The organism is Streptomyces sp. NPDC002265 (assembly GCF_040296125.1).
Classification (GTDB): Bacteria; Actinomycetota; Actinomycetes; order Streptomycetales; family Streptomycetaceae; genus Streptomyces.
The window spans coordinates 1-23,841 of the sequence record NZ_JBEOWS010000009.1 but is presented as its reverse complement, the minus strand read 5'-3'; the positions used below and the strand labels follow the sequence as shown (position 1 = coordinate 23,841).

The 23,841-nt window shown below is 71.8% G+C and carries 25 protein-coding genes; 13 read left to right on the top strand and 12 right to left on the bottom strand.

Translation table 11 applies throughout. The annotated features are described in order from the left end of the window. Positions 1-20: 20 nt before the first annotated feature. Positions 21-905: a LysR family transcriptional regulator gene (locus tag ABT085_RS03105; protein WP_351601122.1), complete on the bottom strand. Its 885-nt coding sequence runs from the start codon at positions 903-905 to the stop codon at positions 21-23. A gap of 124 nt (positions 906-1,029) precedes the next feature. Here ABT085_RS03105 and mgrA point away from each other — a divergent pair, with 124 nt between their 5' ends. Both mgrA and ABT085_RS03095 read left to right on the top strand, forming a co-directional pair. Beyond that, on the top strand, positions 1,030-2,022 hold the full coding sequence (gene mgrA, locus ABT085_RS03100) for an L-glyceraldehyde 3-phosphate reductase (protein ID WP_351601119.1): 993 nt from the start codon (positions 1,030-1,032) through the stop codon (positions 2,020-2,022). 753 nt (positions 2,023-2,775) lie between these two features. Further along, entirely contained in the window at positions 2,776-3,186 is a 411-nt protein-coding gene (locus tag ABT085_RS03095; protein ID WP_351601117.1) for a hypothetical protein, read from the top strand. A 46-nt stretch (positions 3,187-3,232) separates the two neighbouring features. Here the strand turns inward: ABT085_RS03095 and ABT085_RS03090 are convergent, their stop codons facing one another. Next, positions 3,233-4,513, bottom strand: a complete 1,281-nt coding sequence (locus tag ABT085_RS03090; protein ID WP_351601114.1) for a streptophobe family protein — start codon at positions 4,511-4,513, stop codon at positions 3,233-3,235. Positions 4,514-4,670: 157 nt separating this feature from the next. Between ABT085_RS03090 and ABT085_RS03085 the strand changes: the two genes are divergently transcribed. Next, positions 4,671-5,126, top strand: a complete 456-nt coding sequence (locus ABT085_RS03085; RefSeq protein ID WP_351601111.1) for an ATP-binding protein — start codon at positions 4,671-4,673, stop codon at positions 5,124-5,126. 321 nt (positions 5,127-5,447) lie between these two features. Continuing rightward, a complete protein-coding gene (locus ABT085_RS03080) occupies positions 5,448-5,867 on the top strand; it encodes a helix-turn-helix domain-containing protein (RefSeq protein WP_351601108.1) in 420 nt (139 codons plus the stop codon). A 2-nt stretch (positions 5,868-5,869) separates the two neighbouring features. Here the strand turns inward: ABT085_RS03080 and ABT085_RS03075 are convergent, their stop codons facing one another. Next, a complete protein-coding gene (locus ABT085_RS03075; RefSeq protein ID WP_351601105.1) occupies positions 5,870-6,469 on the bottom strand; it encodes a ClpP family protease in 600 nt (199 codons plus the stop codon). Position 6,470: 1 nt separating this feature from the next. Next, positions 6,471-7,124, bottom strand: a complete 654-nt coding sequence (locus ABT085_RS03070) for an ATP-dependent Clp protease proteolytic subunit (protein WP_351601102.1) — start codon at positions 7,122-7,124, stop codon at positions 6,471-6,473. 245 nt (positions 7,125-7,369) lie between these two features. Between ABT085_RS03070 and ABT085_RS03065 the strand changes: the two genes are divergently transcribed. After that, positions 7,370-7,852 carry a VOC family protein gene (locus tag ABT085_RS03065; protein WP_351601099.1) on the top strand — a complete coding sequence of 161 codons (483 nt, stop codon included), beginning with the start codon at positions 7,370-7,372 and terminating at the stop codon, positions 7,850-7,852. Positions 7,853-7,924: 72 nt separating this feature from the next. Here ABT085_RS03065 and ABT085_RS03060 read toward each other — a convergent pair whose 3' ends face one another. The 4 genes from ABT085_RS03060 to ABT085_RS03045 form a co-directional block, all read right to left on the bottom strand. Next, complete coding sequence (locus ABT085_RS03060; protein WP_351601096.1) at positions 7,925-8,827, bottom strand: geranyl diphosphate 2-C-methyltransferase; 903 nt, start codon at positions 8,825-8,827, stop codon at positions 7,925-7,927. A 20-nt stretch (positions 8,828-8,847) separates the two neighbouring features. After that, positions 8,848-9,897, bottom strand: a complete 1,050-nt coding sequence (locus ABT085_RS03055; protein ID WP_351601093.1) for a family 2 encapsulin nanocompartment cargo protein terpene cyclase — start codon at positions 9,895-9,897, stop codon at positions 8,848-8,850. 16 nt (positions 9,898-9,913) lie between these two features. After that, positions 9,914-11,356, bottom strand: a complete 1,443-nt coding sequence (locus ABT085_RS03050; protein WP_351601090.1) for a family 2B encapsulin nanocompartment shell protein — start codon at positions 11,354-11,356, stop codon at positions 9,914-9,916. A gap of 261 nt (positions 11,357-11,617) precedes the next feature. Beyond that, a complete protein-coding gene (locus tag ABT085_RS03045; protein WP_351601217.1) occupies positions 11,618-12,625 on the bottom strand; it encodes a zinc-binding alcohol dehydrogenase family protein in 1,008 nt (335 codons plus the stop codon). A gap of 200 nt (positions 12,626-12,825) precedes the next feature. Between ABT085_RS03045 and ABT085_RS03040 the strand changes: the two genes are divergently transcribed. Together ABT085_RS03040 and ABT085_RS03035 are read left to right on the top strand one after the other, a co-directional pair. Then, complete coding sequence (locus ABT085_RS03040) at positions 12,826-13,623, top strand: VOC family protein (protein ID WP_351601087.1); 798 nt, start codon at positions 12,826-12,828, stop codon at positions 13,621-13,623. 55 nt (positions 13,624-13,678) lie between these two features. Next, positions 13,679-14,413, top strand: coding sequence for a ribonuclease H family protein (locus ABT085_RS03035; protein ID WP_351601084.1), 735 nt, complete (start codon positions 13,679-13,681; stop codon positions 14,411-14,413). A gap of 100 nt (positions 14,414-14,513) precedes the next feature. Here ABT085_RS03035 and melC2 read toward each other — a convergent pair whose 3' ends face one another. After that, positions 14,514-15,338 (bottom strand): tyrosinase MelC2, encoded by an 825-nt coding sequence (melC2, locus tag ABT085_RS03030; protein WP_351601081.1) that lies wholly within the window; start codon positions 15,336-15,338, stop codon positions 14,514-14,516. A gap of 34 nt (positions 15,339-15,372) precedes the next feature. Continuing rightward, positions 15,373-15,756 carry an apotyrosinase chaperone MelC1 gene (gene melC1 / locus ABT085_RS03025; protein WP_351601078.1) on the bottom strand — a complete coding sequence of 128 codons (384 nt, stop codon included), beginning with the start codon at positions 15,754-15,756 and terminating at the stop codon, positions 15,373-15,375. A 347-nt stretch (positions 15,757-16,103) separates the two neighbouring features. On the opposite strand from melC1, the gene ABT085_RS03020 reads away from it, so the two are divergent. The 4 genes from ABT085_RS03020 to ABT085_RS03005 all read left to right on the top strand — a co-directional run bounded on the left by ABT085_RS03020 (position 16,104) and on the right by ABT085_RS03005 (position 20,615). Next, a complete protein-coding gene (locus ABT085_RS03020; RefSeq protein WP_351601075.1) occupies positions 16,104-17,315 on the top strand; it encodes an FAD-dependent monooxygenase in 1,212 nt (403 codons plus the stop codon). A gap of 100 nt (positions 17,316-17,415) precedes the next feature. Further along, positions 17,416-18,924, top strand: coding sequence for an MFS transporter (locus ABT085_RS03015; RefSeq protein WP_351601072.1), 1,509 nt, complete (start codon positions 17,416-17,418; stop codon positions 18,922-18,924). Beyond that, on the top strand, positions 18,921-19,529 hold the full coding sequence (locus tag ABT085_RS03010; RefSeq protein WP_351601069.1) for a TetR/AcrR family transcriptional regulator: 609 nt from the start codon (positions 18,921-18,923) through the stop codon (positions 19,527-19,529). The genes ABT085_RS03015 and ABT085_RS03010 overlap by 4 nt, the downstream gene beginning before the upstream one ends. Before the next feature lie 102 nt (positions 19,530-19,631). Continuing rightward, a complete protein-coding gene (locus ABT085_RS03005) occupies positions 19,632-20,615 on the top strand; it encodes an aldo/keto reductase (RefSeq protein WP_351601066.1) in 984 nt (327 codons plus the stop codon). 85 nt (positions 20,616-20,700) lie between these two features. Here ABT085_RS03005 and ABT085_RS03000 read toward each other — a convergent pair whose 3' ends face one another. Next, on the bottom strand, positions 20,701-21,117 hold the full coding sequence (locus ABT085_RS03000) for a hypothetical protein (protein WP_351601064.1): 417 nt from the start codon (positions 21,115-21,117) through the stop codon (positions 20,701-20,703). 138 nt (positions 21,118-21,255) lie between these two features. On the opposite strand from ABT085_RS03000, the gene ABT085_RS02995 reads away from it, so the two are divergent. Then, positions 21,256-21,753, top strand: coding sequence for a DUF6328 family protein (locus ABT085_RS02995; protein WP_351601061.1), 498 nt, complete (start codon positions 21,256-21,258; stop codon positions 21,751-21,753). On the opposite strand, the gene ABT085_RS02990 is transcribed toward ABT085_RS02995, so the two are convergent. Further along, positions 21,686-22,378, bottom strand: a complete 693-nt coding sequence (locus ABT085_RS02990; RefSeq protein ID WP_351601058.1) for a DUF2238 domain-containing protein — start codon at positions 22,376-22,378, stop codon at positions 21,686-21,688. The genes ABT085_RS02995 and ABT085_RS02990 overlap by 68 nt on opposite strands. Before the next feature lie 222 nt (positions 22,379-22,600). Here ABT085_RS02990 and ABT085_RS02985 point away from each other — a divergent pair. Next, positions 22,601-23,841, top strand: a 1,241-nt coding sequence (locus ABT085_RS02985) for an RNA-guided endonuclease InsQ/TnpB family protein (RefSeq protein ID WP_351601051.1), incomplete at its 3' end; no start/stop codon positions are given.

Here is a 23,841-nt window from a genome sequence, read left to right as displayed (position 1 = left end):
CACCATCGCCCAGTCCCCGCTCAGGCGCCCCCCGTTTCCAGCAGCGCCGCCAGGGCCCGTGCCGCGGGACTGGTGCTCTGCGCGGGCGGCAGCAGGGCGGCACTCTCGTACACCGTCTCGCCGGTGCCCTTGAGGGGCAGCGCGGTCAGCGACGCCCGTTTGTGCCGGAAGTGCCGCGGCACGACCGCGACGCCGAGGTTCTCGTCGATCAGGTCCAGCAGGCTGTGCACGTCGTTGACCTCCAGCGCGACGGTCCGCCGCAGTCCGGCCTCGGCGAACACGGCGTCGGTGGTGCGGCGCGGACCCCAGTCCGGGTGGAAGTCGACGAAGACCTCGCCGCCGACCTCCTGCGGTGTCACCGCGGCGCCCGCGACCGCCAGCGGGTGGGCGGGATGGCACAGCAGGACCATCGGCTCCTTGGCCAGGGACACCGAACGCAACTGGTCGGTGTCGGCCCCGGTGCGGTAGGCGAAGGCCAGGTCCAGCCGTCCGGCCGCCACCTCCTCGGCGAGCGCGCCCGACCCGGCCTGCCGCAGCCGGATCTCCACCTCCGGATGACGGCGCCGGAAGGCGGCGAGCAGGGCCGCCACGTTCACCCCGGCGATGCACTGCTCCGTGCCGAGCGCCAGGGTGCCGCGCAGCACGCCCTGTACCGCAGCCACCGCCTCGTGCGCGGCCCGGACCTGTGCCAGGATCCGTTCCGCCTCGGCGAGCAGCGCCCGCCCGGCCTCCGTCAGGGTCACCCGGCGGGTGGTACGCACGAACAACGGGGCCCGCAGCTCCCGCTCCAGCGCCCGGATCGAGGCCGACAGACCCGACTGGGAGACCAGCAGACGTTCGGCGGCCCGGGTGAAGTGCTGGTCCTCGGCGACGGCGACGAAGTGCTGGAGGTGGCGCAGTTCCATGATTGAGAAGCGTATCCGCTGAATTCCATCGGATTCTTCTGTTGGACCACTGCCCGGGGCACAGGCGAGAGTGGGTACCGGTTCCCTGAACCGATCGACCGTGCCAACCCCTGATGGAGTCGCGTTGTACACCCCACACCCCGACCGCTACGCGGACATGCCCTACCGGCGCACCGGACGCAGCGGCCTCAAGCTCCCCGCGCTGTCGCTCGGCCTGTGGCACAACTTCGGCCCGGACCGCCCGGTACAGACCCAGCGGGCCATCCTGCGCCGCGCCTTCGACCTCGGCATCACCCACTTCGACCTGGCCAACAACTACGGCCCGCCGCCCGGCGCCGCCGAGTCGGCCTTCGGCGAGGCGCTGCGGGCGGACTTCGGCAGCCACCGCGACGAGCTGGTGATCTCCACCAAGGCCGGCTACCTCATGTGGCCGGGCCCGTACGGCGAATGGGGTTCCCGCAAGTACCTGCTGTCCTCGCTGGACCAGAGCCTCACCCGGATGGGCCTGGACTACGTCGACATCTTCTACTCGCACCGCCCCGACCCGGAGACTCCGCTGGAGGAGACGATGGGCGCGCTGCACTCGGCGGTGCAGCAGGGCAAGGCGCTGTACGTCGGCATCTCCAACTACTCCGCCGAGCAGACCCGGGAGGCCGCCCGCATCCTCGGCGAGCTCGGCACCCCGCTGCTGATCCACCAGCCGCGCTACTCGATGCTGGACCGCCGCCCCGAGGAGGAGGGCGTGCTGGACGCGCTGGACGAGCTCCAGGTCGGGTCCATCGTCTTCTCCCCGCTGGAGCAGGGCCTGCTGACCGGCCGCTACCTGGACGGCATTCCGGAGGGTTCGCGGGCCGCGAGCGACAGCCCCTTCCTCGACTCGGACGCGGTCACCGAGGACCTGGTCGCCCGGCTGCGCGCGCTCGACGAGATCGCCAAGTCCCGCAGCCAGACCCTGGCCCAGCTGGCCCTGGCCTGGGTGCTGCGCGGCGGGCGGGTTACCTCCGCCCTGGTCGGCGCGAGCAGCCCGCAGCAGGTGGAGGACTGCGTCGGCGCGATCCGCAACCTCGACTTCGACGCGGAGGAACTGGCCCGGATCGACGCGGCCATCAAGCCGTAACGCCTCGGGAGGAACACCTCCCGGAACGGGAGCGGGGCAGGCCGACGGGGTGTCGAAACCGTCGCCTGCCCCGCTTCCCTGAGATCGACCGGGCGCGAAATCCCGAAACGGCGTCCGCCGGTCATTCCGCGGATCTTGGCCGGTTTTCAGATGCTGCGGAATTCGGCGGAGTCGGGCCGGCGCGGTACGGATCCCGCCGCGGCACCGGTGCGCTTCCACGGCGAAGTGCCACACTGAATTCCGCGTCCGTTTATCCGGCCGGACCCCTGGTGTCCTGCGCTCACGAAGATCCCGGCGGTCTCCATTTCGGGAGATCGCCGATATCCCGTCGAGCGCGGTGGAACGCGTCGCCGCGGCGGGTGTCGCACCCGGTGGGCAGCGGTCCGGGAATCCGGGAACGGCCGTGATCCGGCCTCCGGCGCCCGGTCGGCGCGTCGTCGCCGTCGCGGTTCTCGGCGCGGTTCTCGCCATGATTCTCGGCACGGTTCTCGTCATCGTTCCCGGGGCCGTTCTCGGGCCCGTTCTCGGCACGGCCGGAGATCGCGGACGGGGAAAACGGGCCGGGAAAAACAGACCGCCCGTCACGTTTCGGCCATATGGCGCGGTGAATATGCCAAGAGAGTGGCCGGAAAGTCATGGTGACAGTGTTTCACTAGTCAACATACTCGAATGTCAGGGACAGTTCTTCATAGACGAGCCGCACGGAAAGCGAGGCCCGACCGGCAAGCGAGAGTCGCTACGGGGGAGAGAACCGTGCACGACGAATTCCTGTGCCACGTCACCGCCTACGGCATGTGCGACGGGAGACGGATCGGCGTACCGCTCGGCACCTACCGGGCGCCCACTCTCGCCCTGGCGCTGTGGTGGCTGCGTGACCGGGCCTCGTGGATCGCCGAGCGGCTCGACCCGCAGCCGGACGATCCGCACTTCCCGCCGGGCTCGCTGGTCCCGGTCGCGGAGAGCGCGCCCGATGTGCCCGCACTGCTGCGCGCCTGGTGCGCCGACGTGGAACGACAGGAACTGGTCGCCGAGGAACTGGCCGACGGGCGGCTGGTGCGGATCGCCACCAGCGACGACACCACCGAGTACGAACTGCTCGCCGAGTCCGTCGATGCCCTGCGGATGCAGCGGGCCGCCCCGGCGCTCGTCATGCCGGTCGCCTGACACCAGGCACCAGGCACCCGGCACCCAGCACCCGGCATCCGAGTGGTCAGGGGCCCGGACCGGGGCGCGGCGCCTCGCCGGCCCGGCGCAGCCGGCGGGCCGGCAGACCGCCGAGGAGCCCGGTGACCAGCCCCCAGAGCAGGGCGAGGCCGAGCGCCGTCCACACCTGCGGCCGCAGCAGGAGGACCCCGGACAGGTCGCCGCCCAGATCGCCGATGCCGAGCAGGGACAGGCCGTAGTACGCGGAGACCTGGCCCAGCAGACAGATCATCAGCACGGTGACGGCGAGTGCGAGCGCCATCCGGACGGCGAGCTGCCAGGCCCGCGTCCGGGCCGGCGAACACGCCGCCAGCACGAACGCCGTCAGCAGCAGCAGTACGGCGGCGGCGACCAGGAGCCACCAGTACCGGCCGTCGAAGTGGGTCAGCGTGCCCAGGTCCACCGTGGCACCGTCCGGGGTGCGCAGCGCCCGGTCCGCCCCGGGCGGCAGCGGCAGCCGGAACGGACCCTGCACCCGCCCGTCCCAGGTGGCCCCCATCCCGATGGTGAGCGCGACCCAGACGACGTTGGGCAGGCCCAGCAGCATCACGGCGACGGTCTCGGCCGGATGCCCCTGGGTCGCCGCCACCACCAGGGCGACACAGGCCCCCACGGCGACACTGGACAGCAGCAGTACGACCATGGCGTACGCGGCCGGCCGCACCGGCTCCTGGAACCGCAGCAGCCGGGCCGGCAGCGGGGCGGCGCGCGACACCAGCAGGGCCAGAAGGAGCACGACGGCCAGCCACAGCAGGCCGAGGGCGAGCGTCAGCGGCACGTTCGCGGCGAAACCCATCCGGGGCTCCACGCCGAACAGGTCACCGAGGTCGCCGAGGGCTCCCTCGCCCAGGGGGATCGCGAAGGTCTGCCGGGCGCCCAGCGCCAGTCCGAGCAGACCGAGCAGCCACAGCACGGCGATCCGCGCGGCCCACCAGGCCGGCTCGGCGACCGTGGTGACGACGCGGTGCCGCAGCGGCCACAGGAAACCGGCGCCCACGACGAGGGCTCCGACGAGCGTGACCGACAGCGGGGTCGCCGTCAGTCCCGCCCGGCTCTCGGCGAGCGACCCGACGTTCCCGGACAGCTCGATGCTTCCTCCGACGGCGGTCACCACCGTCGCCGCCACCACCCGCGGGAAGGCTCCCTCCGGCAGGTCCGCCGCGCCCGCCGCCCACAGCCCCAGCGCGGCCACCACTCCCATGGCGACCAGCCCGGCCAGCACCGTCACGGCGGCCCGTACCCAGCCGGGACGGGCGACCGCCTGCTCCGAGGGGGTTCGCCGGCTCACCCTGCCACGCTATGCAGCCGCGGCGGCGGCCGCGCGCCGGGAGAGCCGTCCGCGTCCGCCGGACCCGCCCCCGCTCCCGGGGAGTGCGGCGCGCCCCGCGGGGTACGAGCACAGGTGCAGCAGCGTCCGGCCAGTCCGGCTTCCGAGAGAGAACCGCATGACCGAGCACCTGGGCGGGGCAGTGATACCGACCGGTTTCGACGTACCCGTGGAACCGCTACGGCGGGCGACCCACTTCACCGGCGAGCCCGGTTGCATAGCGGAGGCGCGGAATTTCGCCGCGCTCTTCGTCGAGCAGCTGCGCACCGAGTGGTGTGCCACGATCGGCGAACGCACGAGCGGTGCGCTGCTGCTGGTGGTGAGCGAGCTGGTCACCAACGCCGACCGGCACAGCAACGGACCGTACATCCTGGAACTGGAGGGCACGGACGCCGCGATCGCCGTGAGCGTCTACGACAGCAGCGCGGCCCTGCCGCTGCGCTTCCCCCGGGATCCCCAACGCGTGGGCCGACACGGCCTGGAGATCGTCCACGCACTGGCGCGCCAGGTCACCGCCGAGCGGGTGCCGGTCGGCAAGCGGGTGCGTGCGGTGCTGGGGCTGAGCGCGGACTGAACAGACGCGCCCGTGCCCCCGGCCTCCCGGCTCCGCTCGACCCTCATGTCCCTCCCCACGAAAGCGACGGTTCCCGTCGGTCTCCTCGGCCCCCGGACAGCGGCACCGGCGACCCTCGGGAATCCGGGTACCCGGGGTGCGCGAGGCCATGCGCACGGTGTGCGCAGGAGGTGGACATCCGGTGTCGACGCCGACGGCGAGCCGGGGCGGCGCGGGAACGCGGCGCGGGAACGCGGCGCTCCCGGGGGTGCTTTGTCCGATTCCACCGAGGGCGCAACGCCGCACCCTTCCCGCCGCCGCCCGCGCTCCTAGGCTGGGAGGGTGAGCAGCCAAGCGCCGAACGAAGCCCGCGTCATCCCCTTGCGCCCGCACACCGCCCGGCCGTCGTCGGTACCCCCGGCGGCCCCCGTGGCCCCGGCGCCCCCGTCGGTCCGGCCGCCCGCCGGCCGGGAACCGCTCTGGCGGGACCTGATCGGCGACGTGCTGCGCCGCGAACGCCTCGCCCAGGACCGCACGCTGAAGGACGTGGCCGAGCAGGCCCGTATCTCCATGCCGTACCTGTCGGAGGTGGAACGCGGCCGCAAGGAGGCCTCCTCGGAGGTCCTCGCGGCCGCCGCCCACGCGCTCGGCCTCGGCCTCGGCGACCTGCTGTCGCTGGCGCACCGGGAGCTCGGCAGGCAGTCCCGCGGCAGCCGTCCGACGCCCCGCGCCCCGCACGGCGGGCTCTGCCTGGCGGCCTGACGTCAGCCGGTCCTGCGCCGGCCGAGTACCTCGTCCGCCAGGCCGTAGGCCACCGCCTCCTGTGCGGTGAAGACCTTGTCCCGGTCCATGTCCGCGCGCAGCGTCGGGATGTCGTGGTGGGTGTGCCGGGACAGCACCTCCTCCACCTGGGCGCGGATCCGGACCATCTCCTTGGCCTGGAGGGCGAGGTCGGAGACCGTGCCCTGCCGTCCGCCGCTGGCCGGCTGCCCGAGCAGCACCCGCGCGTGCTCCAGCACGAACCGCCGCCCCGGGTCGCCGCCGGCCAGCAGGACGGCCGCCGTGGAGGCCGCCTGCCCGACGCAGAACGTCGAGATGGGCGCCTGGACGAACGTCATCGTGTCGTAGATCGCCATCAGCGAGGTGAACGAGCCGCCGGGGGAGTTGATGTAGATCGCGATCTCGCTCTCCGGCGAGGACGACTCCAGATGGAGGAGCTGGGCGATGACGACGTTGGCGACGCCGTCGTCGATCTCGGTGCCGAGGAAGACGATCCGCTCCGACAGCAGCCGACTGAACACGTCGTACGACCGCTCGCCCTGCGGGGTGCGCTCGACGACGTTCGGAATCGTGTACGTCCCCATGTCAGAGCCCGATCCTTCGCCGTGCGGCGGCCGGGCGTACGTCCGCGAGGGACTCCACCACGCCGTCCACCATGCCGTACTCCCTGGCCTCCTCGGCCGTGAACCAGCGGTCCCGGTCGCCGTCCCGGGCGATGGTCTCCGGGGACTGTCCGGTGTGCTCGGCGGTGATCCGCTCGATGGTGCGCTTGGTGAACTCCAGGTTGTCCGCCTGGATCTCGATGTCCGCGGTGGTGCCGCCGATCCCGGCCGACGGCTGGTGCATCATGATCCGCGCGTGCGGCAGGGCGTACCGCTTGCCGGGCGCGCCGACGCTCAGCAGGAACTGCCCCATGCTGGCGGCGAATCCCATCGCGAGCGTGCCGACGTCGTTCGGGATCAGCCGCATGGTGTCGTAGATGGCCAGGCCCGCGTGCACGGACCCGCCGGGGCTGTTGATGTACAGGCTGATGTCGGTGCGGGGGTCCTCCGCCGACAGGATCAGCAGCTGGGCGCAGACCCGGTTCGCGGAGACCTCGTCGACCTGGGTGCCCAGCAGGACGATCCGCTGCGCGAGCAACTGCGCGGCGAGATGGTCGTCGAACCGGGTCACCGGGGTGTCGCCCTCCTGGGCGTACGGCAGTGAGAGCTGCCGGGGTGCTGGGCTGAGTGGGGACATCGACGCTCCTGATGGTCGTCCGTCGGGCGCGGCCGGCCGGCCGCGCCTCCCACTCTCGGCCGGGCACCGGGGCCGCCGGGGATTTCTCGGCCCGCGGCAGATTCGCCGTCGGCAGAGCGCTTCCGGCCGCCGCCGGTCCGTACCGGCACTGGGCCGGTCGGGGCAGACGGCTGCCCGGCCGATGAGTTTCGCGGCCGTCCCCGGTCGACACTGGTGAACCGAGTTCCCCGCTCCAGGAGGTGCGCATGACCACCGACGGATTCACCACGTGCCTGTGGCTCGACGGTCAGGCGGAGGAGGCCGCCCACTACTACGTGTCGATCTTCAAGAACTCCGGCATCGTCCGGACCGGCCACACCACCGACGCGGGACCCGGCCCGGCCGGTTCCGTGCTGGCCGTGGAGTTCACCGCCAACGGACAGCGGTTCGTCGCGCTCAACGGCGGCCCGCAGTTCACCTTCAACGAGTCGGTCTCCTTCCAGATCTACTGCGAGAACCAGGAGGAGATCGACTACTACTGGACCAGGCTCACCGAGGACGGTGGCGAACCCGGCTCCTGCGGCTGGCTCAAGGACCGGTACGGGCTGTCCTGGCAGGTCGTCCCCGACCGTCTCATCGACATGATCAGTGACCCCGACCCGCAGAAGGCGACCCGTACGGCACGGCTGATGCTCTCCATGGGCAAGCTCGACATCGCCGCCCTGGACCGTGCCTACGCGGGCGAGTGAACCGGCCGCGCAGGCACGCCGGACGGCCCCGGGGGGCGGGAGACCCCGGGGCCGGGCCCGACGGGCCGTGCCTCAGACGCGGTCGGCCACGATCATCAGGTACTGGAAGCTGCCGTTGCGGTACGCGGACAGGAAGGTCTCCTCGATGCCCGTGACCAGATGAGGGGCCTGCCGACGCAGATCCCAGTAGGGGATCGTCGCCTCGGTGAGGTCCTCCACATGGACGGGTACGAGCCGGTTGCGCGCCATGGCCCGGAAGTACGCCGACCGCGGATGGATGTCGCAGATGTAGTGGGCGTTGATGAGGGACACCTCGCGGGAGGCCTGCCCGTAGGTGTCGTTGTAGCAGCCGGTGATGACCACGTACCGCCCGCCGCGGCGCAACAGGCGGGCGTGCTCGGCGAAGAGCTGGTCCAGCTCGACGTACATGGTGGACTCGTTGTTCCAGGACGCGGCGTAGGCGCCGGACTCCAGGCCGGTGTCGAGCATGTTGCGGTGGTGGTAGCGCACCTGGTCGTCGATACCGCGCTTGCGGGCCTGCTCGTTGGCGAACGCGGCCTGCTTGGCGGAGATCGTCACGCCGTCCGTGCGGCAGCCGTACCGCAGATGCGCCACCACGCTGCCGCCACCGCGGCCGCAGCCGGCGTCGAAGACCCGGTCGGCGGGGGTCAGTGGGCCGAGCCGGCCGGCCAGGATCTCGGCCTGGGCGTGCTCCAGGCGGTGCAGTTCGGCGGTGATCCGGTCCTGGCGGCGCAGCGGGTCGCTCTCCTCGACCACGGTCCAGTCGACGGCTCCGACGCCGTAGTGATGATGGTAGAGGTCGTCCAGCCTTCCGAGTTCGAGATTGACCGGGTTCTCCTCGGCGTTCCAGTAGTCCGCGACGCGGTTCTGGTACGTGGACTGGGTGGGCACCGATGCGGTCGTGGTGGCGGGGACGGTGGTCAAGTATGGCTCCTCGTGAGGCGTCTGACGCATGATCAGAGATCTGCTCGGCGTTACCAGTAGTCGGGCAGGTGGTAGCGGTGGGTGTTGGTCGCGTGCCACTCGTGGTTGCCGGCCACCCAGTCCGACAGGCTCTGGGCGTAGCGTTCGACGAGCGGCGAGCCGGCCGACAGCAGGGCGGACTCCGCCTCGAAGGCGTCCATGATCTCGTTGTGGATCCCGACGGCCTTCAGATAGGCGGCCTTCAGCCCGCACCGCTCGTTGGCGGCGATGACCTGGGGCAGGTTGAGGTGGGTGGGGTCGGCCAGTTCCTTGGTGAAGGAGTACAGGTCGTTGACGATCGTGGTCGCGTTCGCGGCCAGCACCGTGATGCGCTGGATCTCGGGGCGGGCGTAGACCGCCTCCGGCAGCTCGTAGCCGTCCACCGCGTCGACGATCGACAGACAGGGCCGGAAGTTGTTGAACTGCCGCATCACCAGGTACTCCCACACCCGCGGCAGATGACGGGCCTCGCCCCAGGCGGCCTCGGCGAGGTAGCCCAGGTGCAGCCGCGCGATGTCGTGCACGAAACGGTCGGTCTGGGAGGGCGTGGCGAGGGCGGCGTACTCCTTGAGGGCCCAGTGGTACGACCGCAGCGGCCCGTCGGCCTGCATCCCGCGCAGCCATTCCTCCTGGACCGCGGGCGGGCCGTGGTACGGGTCGAGCGCCGACTGGGCCAGGATCAGCCGGCCCCCCAGGCCGCTGCGCGATCCGCCCTTGTCCTCGTCCTCCTCGCAGTAGCAGTTGTCGACGATGTTCTCGGCCAGCAGCAGCTTGCCCGCGACGGTGAGGTGGTCCAGGCCGGCCGCCGCCGGGTGCTGGAGCACCACGGCCCGGCCGAACTGGAACCCCGCGAAGTCGCCGTTCCAGGCCTCGGGGAACAGGTCGAGGGCGCGGGCCCACTCCTCCAGCCTGCGGTCGATCTCCGCGGCCTTCTCGGGGTCGGCGGGGGCGACGGGACGGTGTCTGAGGCCGGGTACCGCCCCGCCGCGCCGGGCGGTGAGGGAGCCGGCGAGATCGGGCGGTCCGGGCAGCGCGAAGCCGCCGCCGGGGGGTGTGCTCATGTCGTGCTCCCCGGGGTCAGTCGGCGGTCCGGCCGAGCTGCACGTTCTCCAGGACACCCACCGCGTCGGGCACCAGGATGGCCATCGAGTAGTAGGCGGTGACCAGGTAGCGGATGATCGCGGCGGTGTCGATCCCCATGAACCGCACGTTCAGCCCCGGCTGGAACTCGTCCGGCAGTCCGGTCTGGTACAGGCCGACGACCCCCTGGTCGGACTCCCCGGTGCGCAGCGCCACGATGCTGCTGGTGTGCTGGTCGCTGATCGGCAGCTTGTTGCAGGGATAGATCGGCACACCCCGCCAGGCCGGGATCTCGTGCCCGTCGACGTTCGCGGAGCCGGGCACCAGACCGCGCCGGTTGCACTGCCGGAAGAAGGCGGCGATAGCCTTCGGATGGGCGAGGAACAGCTTGGTCCTGCGGCGCATGGACAGCAGCTCGTCCATGTCGTCCGGGGTCGGCGGGCCGGTGAAGGTGCTGATGCGCTGCCCGTAGTCGGCGTTGTGCAGCAGCCCGAACTCCCGGTTGTTGACCAGCTCCCACTCCTGGCGCTCGCGGACCTCCTCGACGGTCAGCCGCAGCTGCTCCTCGGTCTGGTCCATCGGCTGGTTGTAGAGGTCGGCGACCCGGGTGTGGACCTTCAGCACCGTCTGGGTGAGCGACAGTTCGTACTCGCGCGGCGCGAGGTCGTAGTCCACGAAACCGCTGCTGAGCGTCGGCTCGCCGGTATGACCGGCCTGGAGCGGTACGTCGGCCTCGCCCTTGCGGTTCATGGGCCGTTCCTGCCGCTCGGCGTAGGCCCGCAGGTGTGCGGCGAGGCTGGGCGCCCGCTCGGTGAGGTCCTGGACGATGTCCCAGGGCAGGGTCAGCAGCACCCCGGCCGTCTCCGCCCGTACCGAGGTCAGCCACAGCGGGTCGGGCCGGCCGATGCCCTCGTCCCCCAGCTGGTCGCCGCCGCTGACGACCCCGAGGATCTCCTCCTCGCCGTACTTGCCGGCCGCGAACCGGGTGAACCGGCCGTGGACGATGAGATAGGCCTCCGTCATGGGCTGCCCGGCCTCGAACAGGACCTGGCCGGCCCGCACCCTGCGGAGCCGGAAGCGGGAGGCGAGCTCCTTGAGGACCTCCAGGTCGCCGTAGCCGCGCAGGGTCGGCAGCTCGGTCAGCGTCTGGGGGACGACCCTGATGTCGTCGGCGCCGTTCTGCTCGAACTGCACCCGGCCCCGGCCGGCCCGCAGCGTCAGCCGCCGGTTCACCCGGTAGGTGCCGCCCCTGACGTCCACCCACGGCAGCGCGCGCAGCAGCCAGCGCGAGCTGATCGCCTGCATCTGCGGCGCCGACTTGGTGGTGGTGGCGAGCTGACGCGCCGCCCGGGTGCTGAGGCTGGTGAGGGGTGCGTCGGCGGAGGGCTCGGGTACGGGCTCGTCGGTGACGGGACCGGTGGCACTGTCCGGAGTGGACACATTCTCTCCCGGAGGATCGGACAAGGGTGAGCGGAAGGGTCGTCGGTGCCCGGGTGGGCCGTGCGCTGGACCAAGCCAAACAGCCGGGACGGCGGAGGGGTACGGCGCAAGAGGGGCGGATTTGCACAGCTGATGGTCAAACATCCCGAATGAGGCGGAAGGGGTGTCTTGTGGGCTTCCGTGCGCCGGAACGGCTGTGTGAACAGCGGTGTCGGGAGTGGCCACGAGGGGCAGGGCGCGGCCCGGCGGGAACAGGAGAGGTCAGGAGAGGTCGTCCACCAGGACCGCGGCCCCGTCGAAGCGCCCTGCCGCGAGGTCCGCCAGCGCCCGGTCCGCCCGCGACAGCGGATAGACGTGCGTGGTCGCGCGCACCCGGTGACGGGCGGCCAGGGCCAGGAACTCCCGCGCGTCCGCACGGGTGTTGGAGGTGACGCTGCGCACCTCCTTCTCGTAGAACAGCTCGCTCTCGTAGTGCAGCGCGGGCACGTCGCTCAGATGGATACCGGCGATCGACAGCACCCCGCCCCGGTCCAGGGCCCGCAGCGCGACCGGGACCAGTTCGCCGGCGGGGGCGAACAGGACGGCGCTGTCCAGGGGCTCCGGCGGCATGTCGTAGGCGTCCCGGGCCGAGGCCGCCCCGAGCTCCAGCGCCAGCCGGCGCGCGGCGGCACCCCGGGTCAGCACATGCACGGTGGCCCCCTCCGCCAGCGCGAGCTGCGCACACAGATGGGCGCTGCCGCCGAAGCCGTAGAGCCCGAGCCGTCCGCCCGGCGGCAGCGCGGCGCGCCGCAGCGCCCGGTAGCCGATGATTCCCGCGCACAGCAGCGGCGCGAGCGCCACGTCGTCGACGCCGTCCGGCAGCCGGTGGGCGAACGCGGCCGGAACGGTCGTGTACGGCGCGTAGCCGCCGTCGGCGTCCCACCCCGTGTACCGCGAGGCCGGACAGAGGTTCTCGGCGCCGCGCGCGCAGTACGCGCAGGTGCCGTCGGTGTACCGCAGCCAGGCCACCCCCACCCGCTCGCCCGGCGCGAAGCCGCGCACCGCCGTGCCGAGGCCCGCCACCTCGCCCACCACCTCGTGCCCGGGCGTCACCCCGGGCCGGTGCACCGGCAGATCGCCCTCGGTGACGTGCAGGTCGGTCCGGCACACCCCGCAGGCCCGCACCCGCACCAGCAGTTCGTCGTCCGCCGGGACCGGGACCGGCTTCTCGGTCAGCCGGAGCGGTCCGTCCCCGAGCGGCCCCGGCGCGACCACCGCCCAGGCCGGCATCGTCGCGTCCGCCATCCCGCGCTCCGTCCGCCGCGGCGGCCCGTCCGCGCCCGTCTGCGCCCGGGTGCGGCCGTGTCCGCCCGTATCCGTCCGTATTCCTTCCAGTGTGTAACGGAGAGGCGTGTTCGGCGCGCGATGAAACCGGCCGATGGCTAGCGTGAGGAGCCGGACAATGCCACCGAGCCGAAAGGTCCGCAGCCATGGCCGTACCACCTGAGGGAACCCCGTGTTGGGCCGATGCGATGTTCAGCGACGTGGAGGGCGCCAAGACCTTCTACGGCGACGTCCTCGGCTGGACCTTCGGCGAGTCGTCGTCGGAGTACGGCAACTACACCCAGGCCTACGCGGACGGCAAGGCGGTCGCCGCGGTGGTACCTCCCATGCCCGGCCAGGAGGGGCAGTCGCAGTGGTGCCTGTACTTCGCCTCGCCGGACGCCGCCGCCACCGCGGCACGGATCCGGGAGAACGGCGGGGAGGTGCTGATGGAGCCGATGCAGGTCGGCGAGTTCGGCACCATGTGCCTGGCCCGCGAGCCCGGCGGCGCCGTCTTCGGCGTCTGGCAGGGGGGTGTGCACACGGGCTTCGAGGCGACCGCCGAGCCCGGCGCCTACTGCTGGGCCGAGGTCTTCACCCGTGAGCCCGCGAAGACGGACGCGTTCCTCCCGGCGGTCTTCGGCTACACGGCGAAGCAGTTGCAGGACGACGCGGTCGACTTCCGCATGTTCGACCTCGGCGACGAGACGGTCCTCGGCCGGATGAAGATGACGGACGACTTCCCGCCCGAGGTGCCCTCGTACATCAACGTCTACTTCACCGTCGCCGACTGCGACGAGGCCGTCACGAAGGCCACCAAGCACGGTGCGGTGCTGCGGTTCGGGCCGATGGACAGCCCGTTCGGCCGGTTCGCGGCGCTCAGCGACCCGCAGGGGGCGAACTTCTCGGTGATCGACATCACCAGGACGGCCGGGGAGATGCCGAAGAGCACGGAAGTCTCCTGAACCGCCGAGCTTGTGAGCTTGTGCACCGTGGCCCGGAGCGGCGGCTGGGCGTGGCATGATCGAGACCATGCTTGAACGTGTGGTGGCCGCGTGCGACGGGGCTTCGAAGGGGAACCCGGGACCGGCGGGCTGGGCGTGGGTCGTCGCCGACGAGGCGCAGACCCCGGCCCGCTGGGAAGCCGGGCCGCTGGGCAGGGCGACCAACAACATCGCCGAACTCACCGCCCTGGAGCGCCTGTTGGCGGCGACCGACCCCGGACTTCCGCTGGAGATCCGGATGGACTCGCAGTACGCGATGAAAGCGGTCACCACCTGGCTGCCCGGCTGGAAGCGCAACGGCTGGAAGACGTCCGCGGGCAAGCCGGTCGCCAATCAGGAGCTCGTCGTACGCATCGACGCGCTTCTCGACGGCCGCTCGGTCGAGTTCCGGTACGTGCCGGCCCACCAGGTCGACGGAGACCCGCTCAACGACTTCGCCGACCGCGCCGCGAGCCAGGCGGCGATCGTCCAGGAGGCCGCGGGCAGCGCGCTCGGCTCGCCCGAGCCGCCGCCGTCGCCCGACACCCCGCCCTCCGGCGCGCCGCGCCGCCGTCCCTCCTCCGCACGCCCGGCGGGCAAGTCCGCCGCGGGCAAGTCCGCCGGGGCGCGCTCCGGCGGCACCGCGCGGACGATCAAGGCGAAGTTCCCCGGCCGCTGTGTCTGCGGACGCCCGTACGCGGCCGGCGAGCCGATCGCCAAGAACGACCAGGGCTGGGGCCACCCGGAGTGCCGGACCGCCGGAGCCGGCTGACCACGGGGCCGTCCGCGGACGCCGTCCCATGCCCGGACGGCGTCCGGACCCCGGCCGGGGACCGGACGCCGCGGACCGGGTCGGTCGCTCGGTCAGTCGGTCACTCGGTGTCGAAGGTGTAGTGGGCGGTGTGGTCGAGCAGATCCGCCGGGGACGTGTCGTTCCACGGCTTCATCCGCTCGTCGCGGTCCACGACGTCCGGTGTCCCGCCGGTGGGCAGATAGCCGGAGGCGGGGTGCCTGCGCTGCCACTGGGCCCACAGCTTGTCGATGTACGCGTGGTGCAGCCAGAACACCGGGTCGTTCGGGGACACCCCGGTCGCCATCTGACCGCCGACCCAGACATGGACCCGGTTGTGCAGATTGACCCCGCGCCAGCCCTCCAGATGGTTGCGGAAACCGTCCGAGCCGCTGTTCCAGGGCGCCATGTCGTACGTCGTCATCGCCAGCACGGAGTCGACCTCGGCCTGCGTGGGCAGTTCGCGCACCCCGGTGCCGAGTGAGCGCCGCAGATAAGTCCGGCCGTCCACACGGACGTTGAGCGGCCAGTTCCCGCCGGACGCCGCGAACGGGCCGTCCATCACCCGGCCGTCCATGCTGCGTCCGGTGCCGCCGAGGAAGTCCGGCGCCCACAGCGAGGCCCGCGCGGAACGGTCGACGGACCAGTTCCAGTACGGCAGCGCCACCGAGGGGTCCACCGACTGGAGCGCCCGCTCGAACTCCAGCAGGAATCTGCGGTGCCAGGGCAGGAAGGACGGCGAACGGTGGCCTGTGCGCTCGCCGTTGTCGGTGTCGCCGACGATGAAGGCGTTGTGCGTGGTGACGAAGGCGTCGTAGCGGCCGCTGCGCTTGAGTTCGAGGACGGCGGCGACGAAACGGCGCTTCTCGTCGGCGGTCAGGCTCGCCTGGTTCTTGCGGACGGTCATGTGCGGGTGCTCCCGAAGTGCTTGCGTGGCGAAGTCAGTTGGCGGGGAAGGGGACGAGCCGGGCGCCCTGGAGTTCGTCGACCGCGGCACGCGCGGCGGCGCGCGGATCGGCCACCGGGGCGTAGTGGCTGACGACGCTGATCCAGGTCCCGTCGGCGTTGCGCATCACGTGCAGTTCCACGCCGTCGACGAACACCGCGTATCCGTCGCCGTGGCCGCCCCCGTGGTGATGGCCGCCGCCGGCCGCCGCCCGGCCCTGTATCCGGCGGCCCTTGTAGACCTCGTCGAAGGGTTCGGGAAGGCCGTGGTCGTGAGCGTCGGCGGCGGCCGGCCCGGCGGCGACGACGGTCGTGGCGCCGGCCGCGGCGGCGAGGGCGGCCGCGGCGGTGAGCGCACGGCGTCGGCTGAGTTCCGGCATACGGGACCTCCCAGGTGAGTTCGGTTGACGACCCTGTATGCCTATCGGTTCGGTTCAGAGCGGGAGAAATCGCTTCGGGACGGTTGGCTGCGATCAGGACAAGTAGCCACATGTCATGCAAGGTTGAACGAAGATGATCTTGCTGTCATGGGCGTCCCCGACCCCCCGGAAGGGGGAAATCCTCCCCTCGGCGGGCCGGATTCGGATGATCTTTCACGGGGGTGCGGCCTGCGCGTGGCCTGGCTCACCTCGCGAGACTGGCGTGATCCGGGTGGCCGGAACCCGGACGTCCGGGCTGCTACTGTGCGTCGTCAACTGACCGCTTTGGGTAATTCCTAGGGGTGCGCGTGAAGGTCGCCTGTGTCGGAGGCGGGCCCGCCGGCCTGTATCTCTCGATCCTGCTGAAAGGGCAGAACCCGTCCCACGGCATCACCGTCTACGAGCGCGACCCCGAGGGCTCCACCTACGGCTGGGGCGTCACGTACTGGCGTGAACTGCTCGACAAGCTCCACGCCCACGACCCCGAGTCGGCGCGCGCCGTCGAGGAGAGCTCCGTCCGCTGGCACCAGGGCGTCGCCCATGTGCGGGACCTGTCGACCCGCAGGCCCGGCGACGCGGGTCACGGCATCGGCCGCCACCGGCTGCTGGAGATCCTCACCGCCCGTGCCCGCTCCCTCGGGGTGCGGCTGGAGTTCGCGCACGAGATCACCCCCGAGCGGCTGCCCGACGCCGACCTCGTCGTGGCCGGCGACGGGGTGCGCAGCACCCTGCGCACCGCGCACGCCGGACACTTCGGCACGGAACTTACGGCGGGCCGCAACACCTACACCTGGCTCGGCACCACCAAGGTCTTCGACTCCTTCACCTTCGCCTTCGTGGAGAGCGCGCACGGCTGGATCTGGTGCTACGGCTACCCCTTCGGCCCCGGACACAGCACCTGCGTGATCGAATGCGCCCCGGAGACCTGGACGGGCCTCGGGCTCGACCGGGTGAGCGAGTCCGAAGGGGCGGCCCTGCTGGAGAAGCTCTTCGCCCACGTCCTGGACGGGCACCCGCTGATCGGCCGTGTCTCGGGCGACGGCGGTGCCCAGTGGCTGACCTTCCGCACCCTCACCAACCGCACCTGGCACCGCGGCAACCTCGTCCTGCTGGGCGACGCCGCCCACACCACCCACTACTCCATCGGCGCAGGCACCACCCTCGCCCTGGAGGACTCCATGGCGCTCGCCGCCGCGCTGCGCGAGCACACCGGGCTCCCGCAGGCGCTGGCCCACTACGAGCGCGAACGCCGGGCGGCCCTGCTCTCCGTGCAGAGCGCGGCCCGCTACAGCGCCCAGTGGTACGAGAACCTGACCCGCTACATCGACCTGCCCCCGGAGCGGATGTTCGCCCTGCTCGGCCAGCGTCACTCACCTCTGCTGCCCTATGTGCCGCCCCAGCTCTACTACCGGATCGACCGCGCGGCCGCGCAGTCGCAGGCGCTGCGACGGCTCAAGCGCTGGCTGGGCCCGAAGGTCGCGCGGAGCGTGCACGCGCGGGTGCTGTCCGGCCGCGAATAGCCCCCTGGGAACCGGTGCCGGAGTTGGGTGAATGGCCATTCACCGATAGGGTGAATGGCCATTCACTTATATACTTTCTGCGTCGGCCACTGGAGTGCTCATGGCGTCGTCCGCCCCGATATCCGACCCGTCCGCCCCGGTCGGCGGGCCCCCGGCCGGTGGTTCCGGGAGCCTGCGGGCACGGCTGACCATCCCGGTGCTCGCCTTCGGCGGCACCCTCATGGCCGTCATGCAGACGGTCGTCGTACCGCTGCTCCCGGACCTTCCCCGGCTCACCGGAGCCGCGCCGGGCACGGTCTCCTGGATGGTCACGGCGACCCTCCTGTCGGGCGCCGTGCTCACCCCGGTGCTCGGCCGGGCAGGCGACATGTACGGCAAACGAGGGGTGCTGCTCGCGGCTCTCGGCCTGATGACCCTCGGCTCCGTGACCTGCGCCCTCACCTCCGACATCCGCGTCCTCATCGCCGCCCGCACCCTCCAGGGCGCCGCGACCGCCGTCGTACCGCTGTCGATCAGCATCCTGCGGGACGAACTGCCCCCGGAGCGCCGGGGCTCCGCGGTGGCGCTGATGAGCTCGACCGTCGGCATCGGCGCGGCCCTGGGCCTGCCGGCCGCTGCCCTGATCGTGCAGTTCACCAACTGGCACGTCATGTTCTGGGTGACGTCGGCGCTGGGCGCGTCCGGCGTCGCGCTGATCCGGTGGGCGGTGCCCGAGTCGCCCGTCCGCTCGCCCGGCCGGTTCGACGTCGCCGGGGCGCTGGGGCTGGCCGTCGGACTGATCTGCCTGCTGCTGGGCGTGTCCCAGGGCGGCCAGTGGGGCTGGGGCAGCCCGCGGATCACGGGACTCTTCCTTACCGCGGCCGTCGTCCTCGGCCTGTGGTGCCGCCAGCAGCTGCGCGCCCGTCAGCCGCTGGTGGATCTGCGGCTGGTGAGCCGCCCCAAGGTGGGCCTGTCCCACGCGGCCGCCCTGCTGACCGGGTTCGCCTTCTACGCCAACACCCTGGTGACGGCCCAGCTGGTGCAGGCGCCCGAGGCCACCGGGTACGGGCTCGGCCTGACCATCGTCCAGACCGGACTGGTCCTGCTGCCGAGCGGGATCATCATGCTGCTGTTCTCTCCGCTCTCGGCCCGTATCTCCGCGGCCCGCGGACCACGCGTCACGCTGGCGCTCGGGACCGCCGTGATCGCCGCGGGCTACGCGGTGCGCATCGCGGACAGCCACCAACTCTGGATGATCATGGTGGGCGCCGCGGTCGTGGCGACCGGTACGACTCTCGCGTACTCCGCGCTGCCGTCCCTGATCCTGCATGCCGTGCCCGCCGAGCAGACCGCCTCCGCCAACGGCGTCAACGTCCTGATGCGCACCATCGGCCAGGCCGTCTCCAGCGCCGCCGTCGCGGCCGTGCTGGTCCGGCACACCAGCCCCGTCGGCGGCATCCCGGTGCCGACGCTGCACGGCTATCTGATGGCGTTCTCGATCGCCGGCACGGTCGCCCTGGTAGCGAGCGCCGTGGCGCTGACCATCCCCGGCGACCGGTCCTCCGACGGCGGCCGGCGGACCCGGGGCGGGACCCGGTCGGCACGGGACGGGGTGAAGGAGGGAGCATGAGTGCCGTGCGCACCACGCCCTCCGATCCCGCCCCGCCGTCGGATCCCGCTCCCGCCTCCGGCCGCCGGGACGCCGAGGCGACCAAGGCGGTCATCCTGCGCGCGGCCCGGTACCTGCTGGCCCGGCACGCCCACGCCGACATCACGCTCAAGGCGGTCGCCGAGCGCGCCGGGGTGAGCCCGCCGCTGATCCTGAAGTACTTCGGCAACAAGGACGCCCTGTTCGCCCGCGTGATGTCCTTCGAGACCGACGCGGGTGGCCTGCTGGACGCCCCGGTACCCGAACTCGGCCGCCACATGGTCCGGTACGTCCTGGAGAGCCAGGTCGAGCGGGGCGCGGACCCCGTGCTGCGGATCGTCTTCGCGCCCCTGCACGGAGAACACGGCGACGTGCTGCGCGCCAACTTCCGCAGCCAGGTCACCGCCCGGCTGGCCGCCCGCCTGGACGGCCCCGACGCCGGGCTGCGCGCCGAACTGGCCCTGGCCGCCCTGCTCGGCCTCGGGGTGATGTTCGGCATCGCCCGGGGCGCGGAACTCCGGGCGGCCCGGCTCGACGAGCTCGTCGACCGCTACGCCCCGGCCGTACAGGCTCAGCTGACGCCCTGACGCCTTCCGAAGGCCTTCGGCCCGCAAGCGGGGGCGGCACCGGCAGGAGGGTACGGAGGCGCCTGTTCCACGTCAGGGTGTGACGGATGACAGACTGGCGGCATGGACGAGCGCGAATTCGGAAGGTCGGGCCGGCACGCATCCGTCGTCGGCCTCGGCACATGGCAGCTGGGCGCCGACTGGGGCGACGTGGACGACAAGGAAGCCCTCGCGGTACTGGAGGCGGCGGCCGAGTCGGGAGTGACGTTCTTCGACACCGCCGACGTGTACGGCGACGGGCGCAGCGAGCAGACCGTCGCCGCCTTCCTGAGCGGCCGGCCGGACCTGCACGTGGAGGTCGCCACCAAGATGGGCCGCCGGGTCGACCAGATCCCGGAGAACTACGTCCTGGACAACTTCCGGGCCTGGAACGACCGTTCCCGGCGCAACCTCGGCGTCGACCGCATCGACCTGGTGCAGCTGCACTGCCCGCCGACGCCCGTCTACTCCTCCGACGAGGTCTTCGACGCCCTCGACACCCTGGTCGAGGAAGAGCGCATCGCCTCGTACGGGGTCAGTGTGGAGACCTGCGCGGAGGCGCTGACCGCGATCGCCCGGCCGAACGTGGCGAGCGTGCAGATCATCCTCAACCCGTTCCGCATGAAGCCGCTGCGCGAGGTGCTCCCGGCCGCGAGCGCGGCGGGCGTCGGCATCATCGCCCGGGTACCGCTCGCCTCCGGCCTGCTGTCGGGCAAGTACACCAAGGACACGGTCTTCGCCGCGAACGACCACCGCACCTACAACCGGCACGGCGAGGCCTTCGACCAGGGCGAGACCTTCTCCGGGGTCGACTTCACGACGGGCGTCGAGGCGGCCGCGGAGTTCGCGGCCCTCGCTCCCGAGGGGTACACCCCGGCCCAGCTGGCGCTGCGCTGGATCATCCAGCAGCCCGGTGTGACCACCGTGATCCCCGGTGCCCGCTCGCCCGAGCAGGCGCGCGCCAACGCGACCGCGGCCAAGCTGCCGGAGCTGTCCGAGGCGACGCTCACCGCGATCGGCGAGCTCTACGACCGCCGGATCAAGGACCAGGTGGAAGGCCGCTGGTAGTCCCCGCGGACCGCTGATCCGCCGCACCGGGCGCGGGGCGGGACACTCGATGCCCCGACCCGCCCCGCGCCTTCGGTGCCGCGGCTCAGATCCGTCCGCCGGTCAGCCGGGTCAGCGGTCCGTGGGCCTGCCGCTGCGAGCGGCGTCCGGCCAGATAGGAGACGGTGGTCAGCGCGGTCAGTCCGGCGCCCACCCCGGCGGCGGTGAGCTTGCGCCGGGCGACCGCCGTCCAGGCCGTCCGGGCCGTGGCCGTGACCTGCCCGGCGGAGGTGACGATCGCCTGGCGCCCGGTCTCGACCCCCTTCGCCGCCGAATGGGCCAGTCCGCTCGTCGCGTCGGCCGCCCGGCTCACGGCGCCCTTGGCCGCCGACGTGGCGTCGTCCGTCCGCGCGGCCATCGCCTTCGCGGTGCGCGCGGCCGGGGCCGTCAGCCGATCCGCGGTCTGCCGCCCGTGTGCCGCGGCCGCCGCGTGCGCGTTCACGTCCTTGCTGGAATCACTCATGAGATCCGCCTTGTCGCTCGCCGCGGTCGCAAACGCACCGGGTTCCGGACCGGTGCCGCACCGTCACCGCCGTGACGGGAGCGGCACCCGGGGGAACACGGAGCAGGACGGCAGCGGCGGCCGGAGCAGGGAGGCATCATGTCGGACGGCGTGGACGGGACGGGCAGACGCAGCGGGCGCGACGAGAGCGAGGACGAACGGGCGGACCGGATGTGGCAGGAGCTGATCCAGGAGGTCCGGGTGGCCCAGACCGGCGTGCAGATCCTGTTCGGCTTTCTGCTCACCGTCGTCTTCACCCCGAAGTACGCCCAGCTCGCCCACACCGACCGGGTCATCTATGTCGTGACCGTCGTCCTCGGCGCCGCCGCGACGGGTGCCCTGATCGGTCCGGTGTCCCTGCACCGGGTCGTGTCCGGCCGCCGGGTCAAGCCCCGGGCGGTGCGGCTGGCCTCCCGGATGACCTTCGTCGGACTCCTGCTGCTGCTCCTCACCATGACCGCCTCCCTGCTGCTGATCCTGCGGGTGGCGACCCACTCCGACTGCGTGCCCTACCTGGTCGCGGCCGTGGTCATCTGGTACGCGCTGTGCTGGTACGTGCTGCCGCTGTGGGCGCGTCGTCGTCACACGACCCGCTGAGCCGCAGCGCGGCCAGCTGCCGGTCGTGCACGCGCCCGAGCAGCAGCACCGAGACGGTGGCACCGATCAGCGCGCAGAACATGTCCCACTGGGTGTCCCAGACATCGCCCTGGGTGGCCAGGAAGGCGTCCGCCGAATGTCCCCCGATCACCGCCGCCGCCCACTCGAACATCTCGAACAGGGCGCTGAAGGCGAGACAGGCGCACACGGTCAGCGGGGCCAGCCAGCGGCTGCCGCGCAGCGGCGAGGTGCGGCTGAGCAGCTCCCGCACCAGCACGGCCGGGACGAAGCCCTGCATCAGGTGGCCGAACCGGTCGTAGGGGTTACGGTCCAGTCCGAAGGTGTCCCGCACCCAGTCGCCGAGCGGCACCTGCGCGTAGGTGTAGTGACCGCCGAGCGCGAGCACCAGCGAGTGCGCCGCCAGCAGACCGCACAGCAGGCCGGTCAGCGGGAACCGGCGCCAGGTGATCACGACCAGCGGCAGCCCGACGAACACCCACACCGTCTCCAGGAACCAGGTGGTCCGCTCGCGCGGATGCCAGCCGGACACGGCGAGACCGGCCACCGCCACGGCGGCGAACAGGACGGGCGGGACACGGCGGGGGAGGAGACGAGCAGTCGGCATCGGCGGGCTCCTTGTCGGCGAGGGCCCCATCGTCGCGCCACCGAGCGGGCGCCGGCATGAGTACGGCTACCAGTCCAGTACTCATTCGCAGTGCTCCGGCCTTCAGGCTGAGGGTGAAGCGAATCTCGTGGTGGCGTTCCGGCGGGGCCGGACTCTGCCGGTGACAGGTCGCTCGTATGTTCTCGGTGGCGGCACGGGTTCGATATGCCTAGTGTGCTCGTCATGCAGCTGCGGTACGCCTTCAGGTTGTACCCCGACGCTCCTCAACAGGCAGCACTGTCCAGGGCGTTCGGGTGCGCCCGAGTCGTGTTCAACGACGCGGTCCGGGCCCGTGAGGACGCCCGCAAGGCGGGGCGGCCGTTCCCGACGGCCGGGCAGCTGTCCCAGAAGCTGATCACTCAGGCGAAGCGGACGAAGGAACGGTCCTGGCTGGGCGAGGTCTCCGCGGTGGTACTCCAGCAGTCCCTGCGCGACGCCGAACAGGCCTACAAGAACTTCTTCGCCTCCCTCCGGGGCATCCGCAAGGGCCCGAAACTGGGTGCGCCCCGCTTCGAGTCCCGCAAGGACGCCCGGCAGTCGGTCCGGTTCACGGCCAACGCCCGCTGGAAGATTACCGACGGCGGCCGGCTGAGCCTGCCCAAGATCGGCGCGGTGAAGGTGAAATGGTCCCGCGCCGTGCCCGCCACACCAGCCTCCGTCACCGTGATCAAGGACGCGGCCGGGCGGTACTTCGCTTCCTTTGTCATCGACACCGACCCCGCCGCCGATGCCACCCGGATGCCCGACACCGGCCAGACGGTCGGTATCGACCTTGGCCTGACCCACTTCGCGGTTCTCTCGGACGGTACGAAGATCGACTCTCCGAGGTTCCTGCGCCGGGCGGAGAAGGAACTGAAGAAGGCCCAGCGGGAGCTGTCCCGTAAGCAGAAGGGATCGAAGAACCGGGACAAAGCGTGCCTCAAGGTCGCCCGCACTCACGCCAAGGCGGCCGACGCACGCCGCGAATTCCACCATCAGCTCTCCACTCGGCTGATCTCCGAGAACCAAGGGATCGCCGTGGAAGACCTGTCGGTCCGGGGGCTGGCCCGCACCAGGCTGGCCAAGTCCGTCCATGATGCGGGCTGGGCGTCGTTCGTGAACATGCTGGAGTACAAGGCGGGACGGTACGGGCGCACCCTGGTCCAGATCAGCCGGTTCACACCGACCTCGCAGACCTGTTCCACCTGTGGCGCCGTGGACGGACCCAAACCCCTCGGCATCCGGGAATGGACCTGCACCGCCTGCGGCACCCTCCACGACCGTGACCACAATGCCGCACTCAACGTCAGACAGGCCGCCGGACTGGCGGCATCGGCCTGCGGAGCGCCGGTAAGACCAGAACCCGTTCTGGCACAGCGCGAAGAAACAGGAAGCCACGGATTCCCGACCGGAAACCGTGCGGCGTTGCGGCACGGCAACCAGTC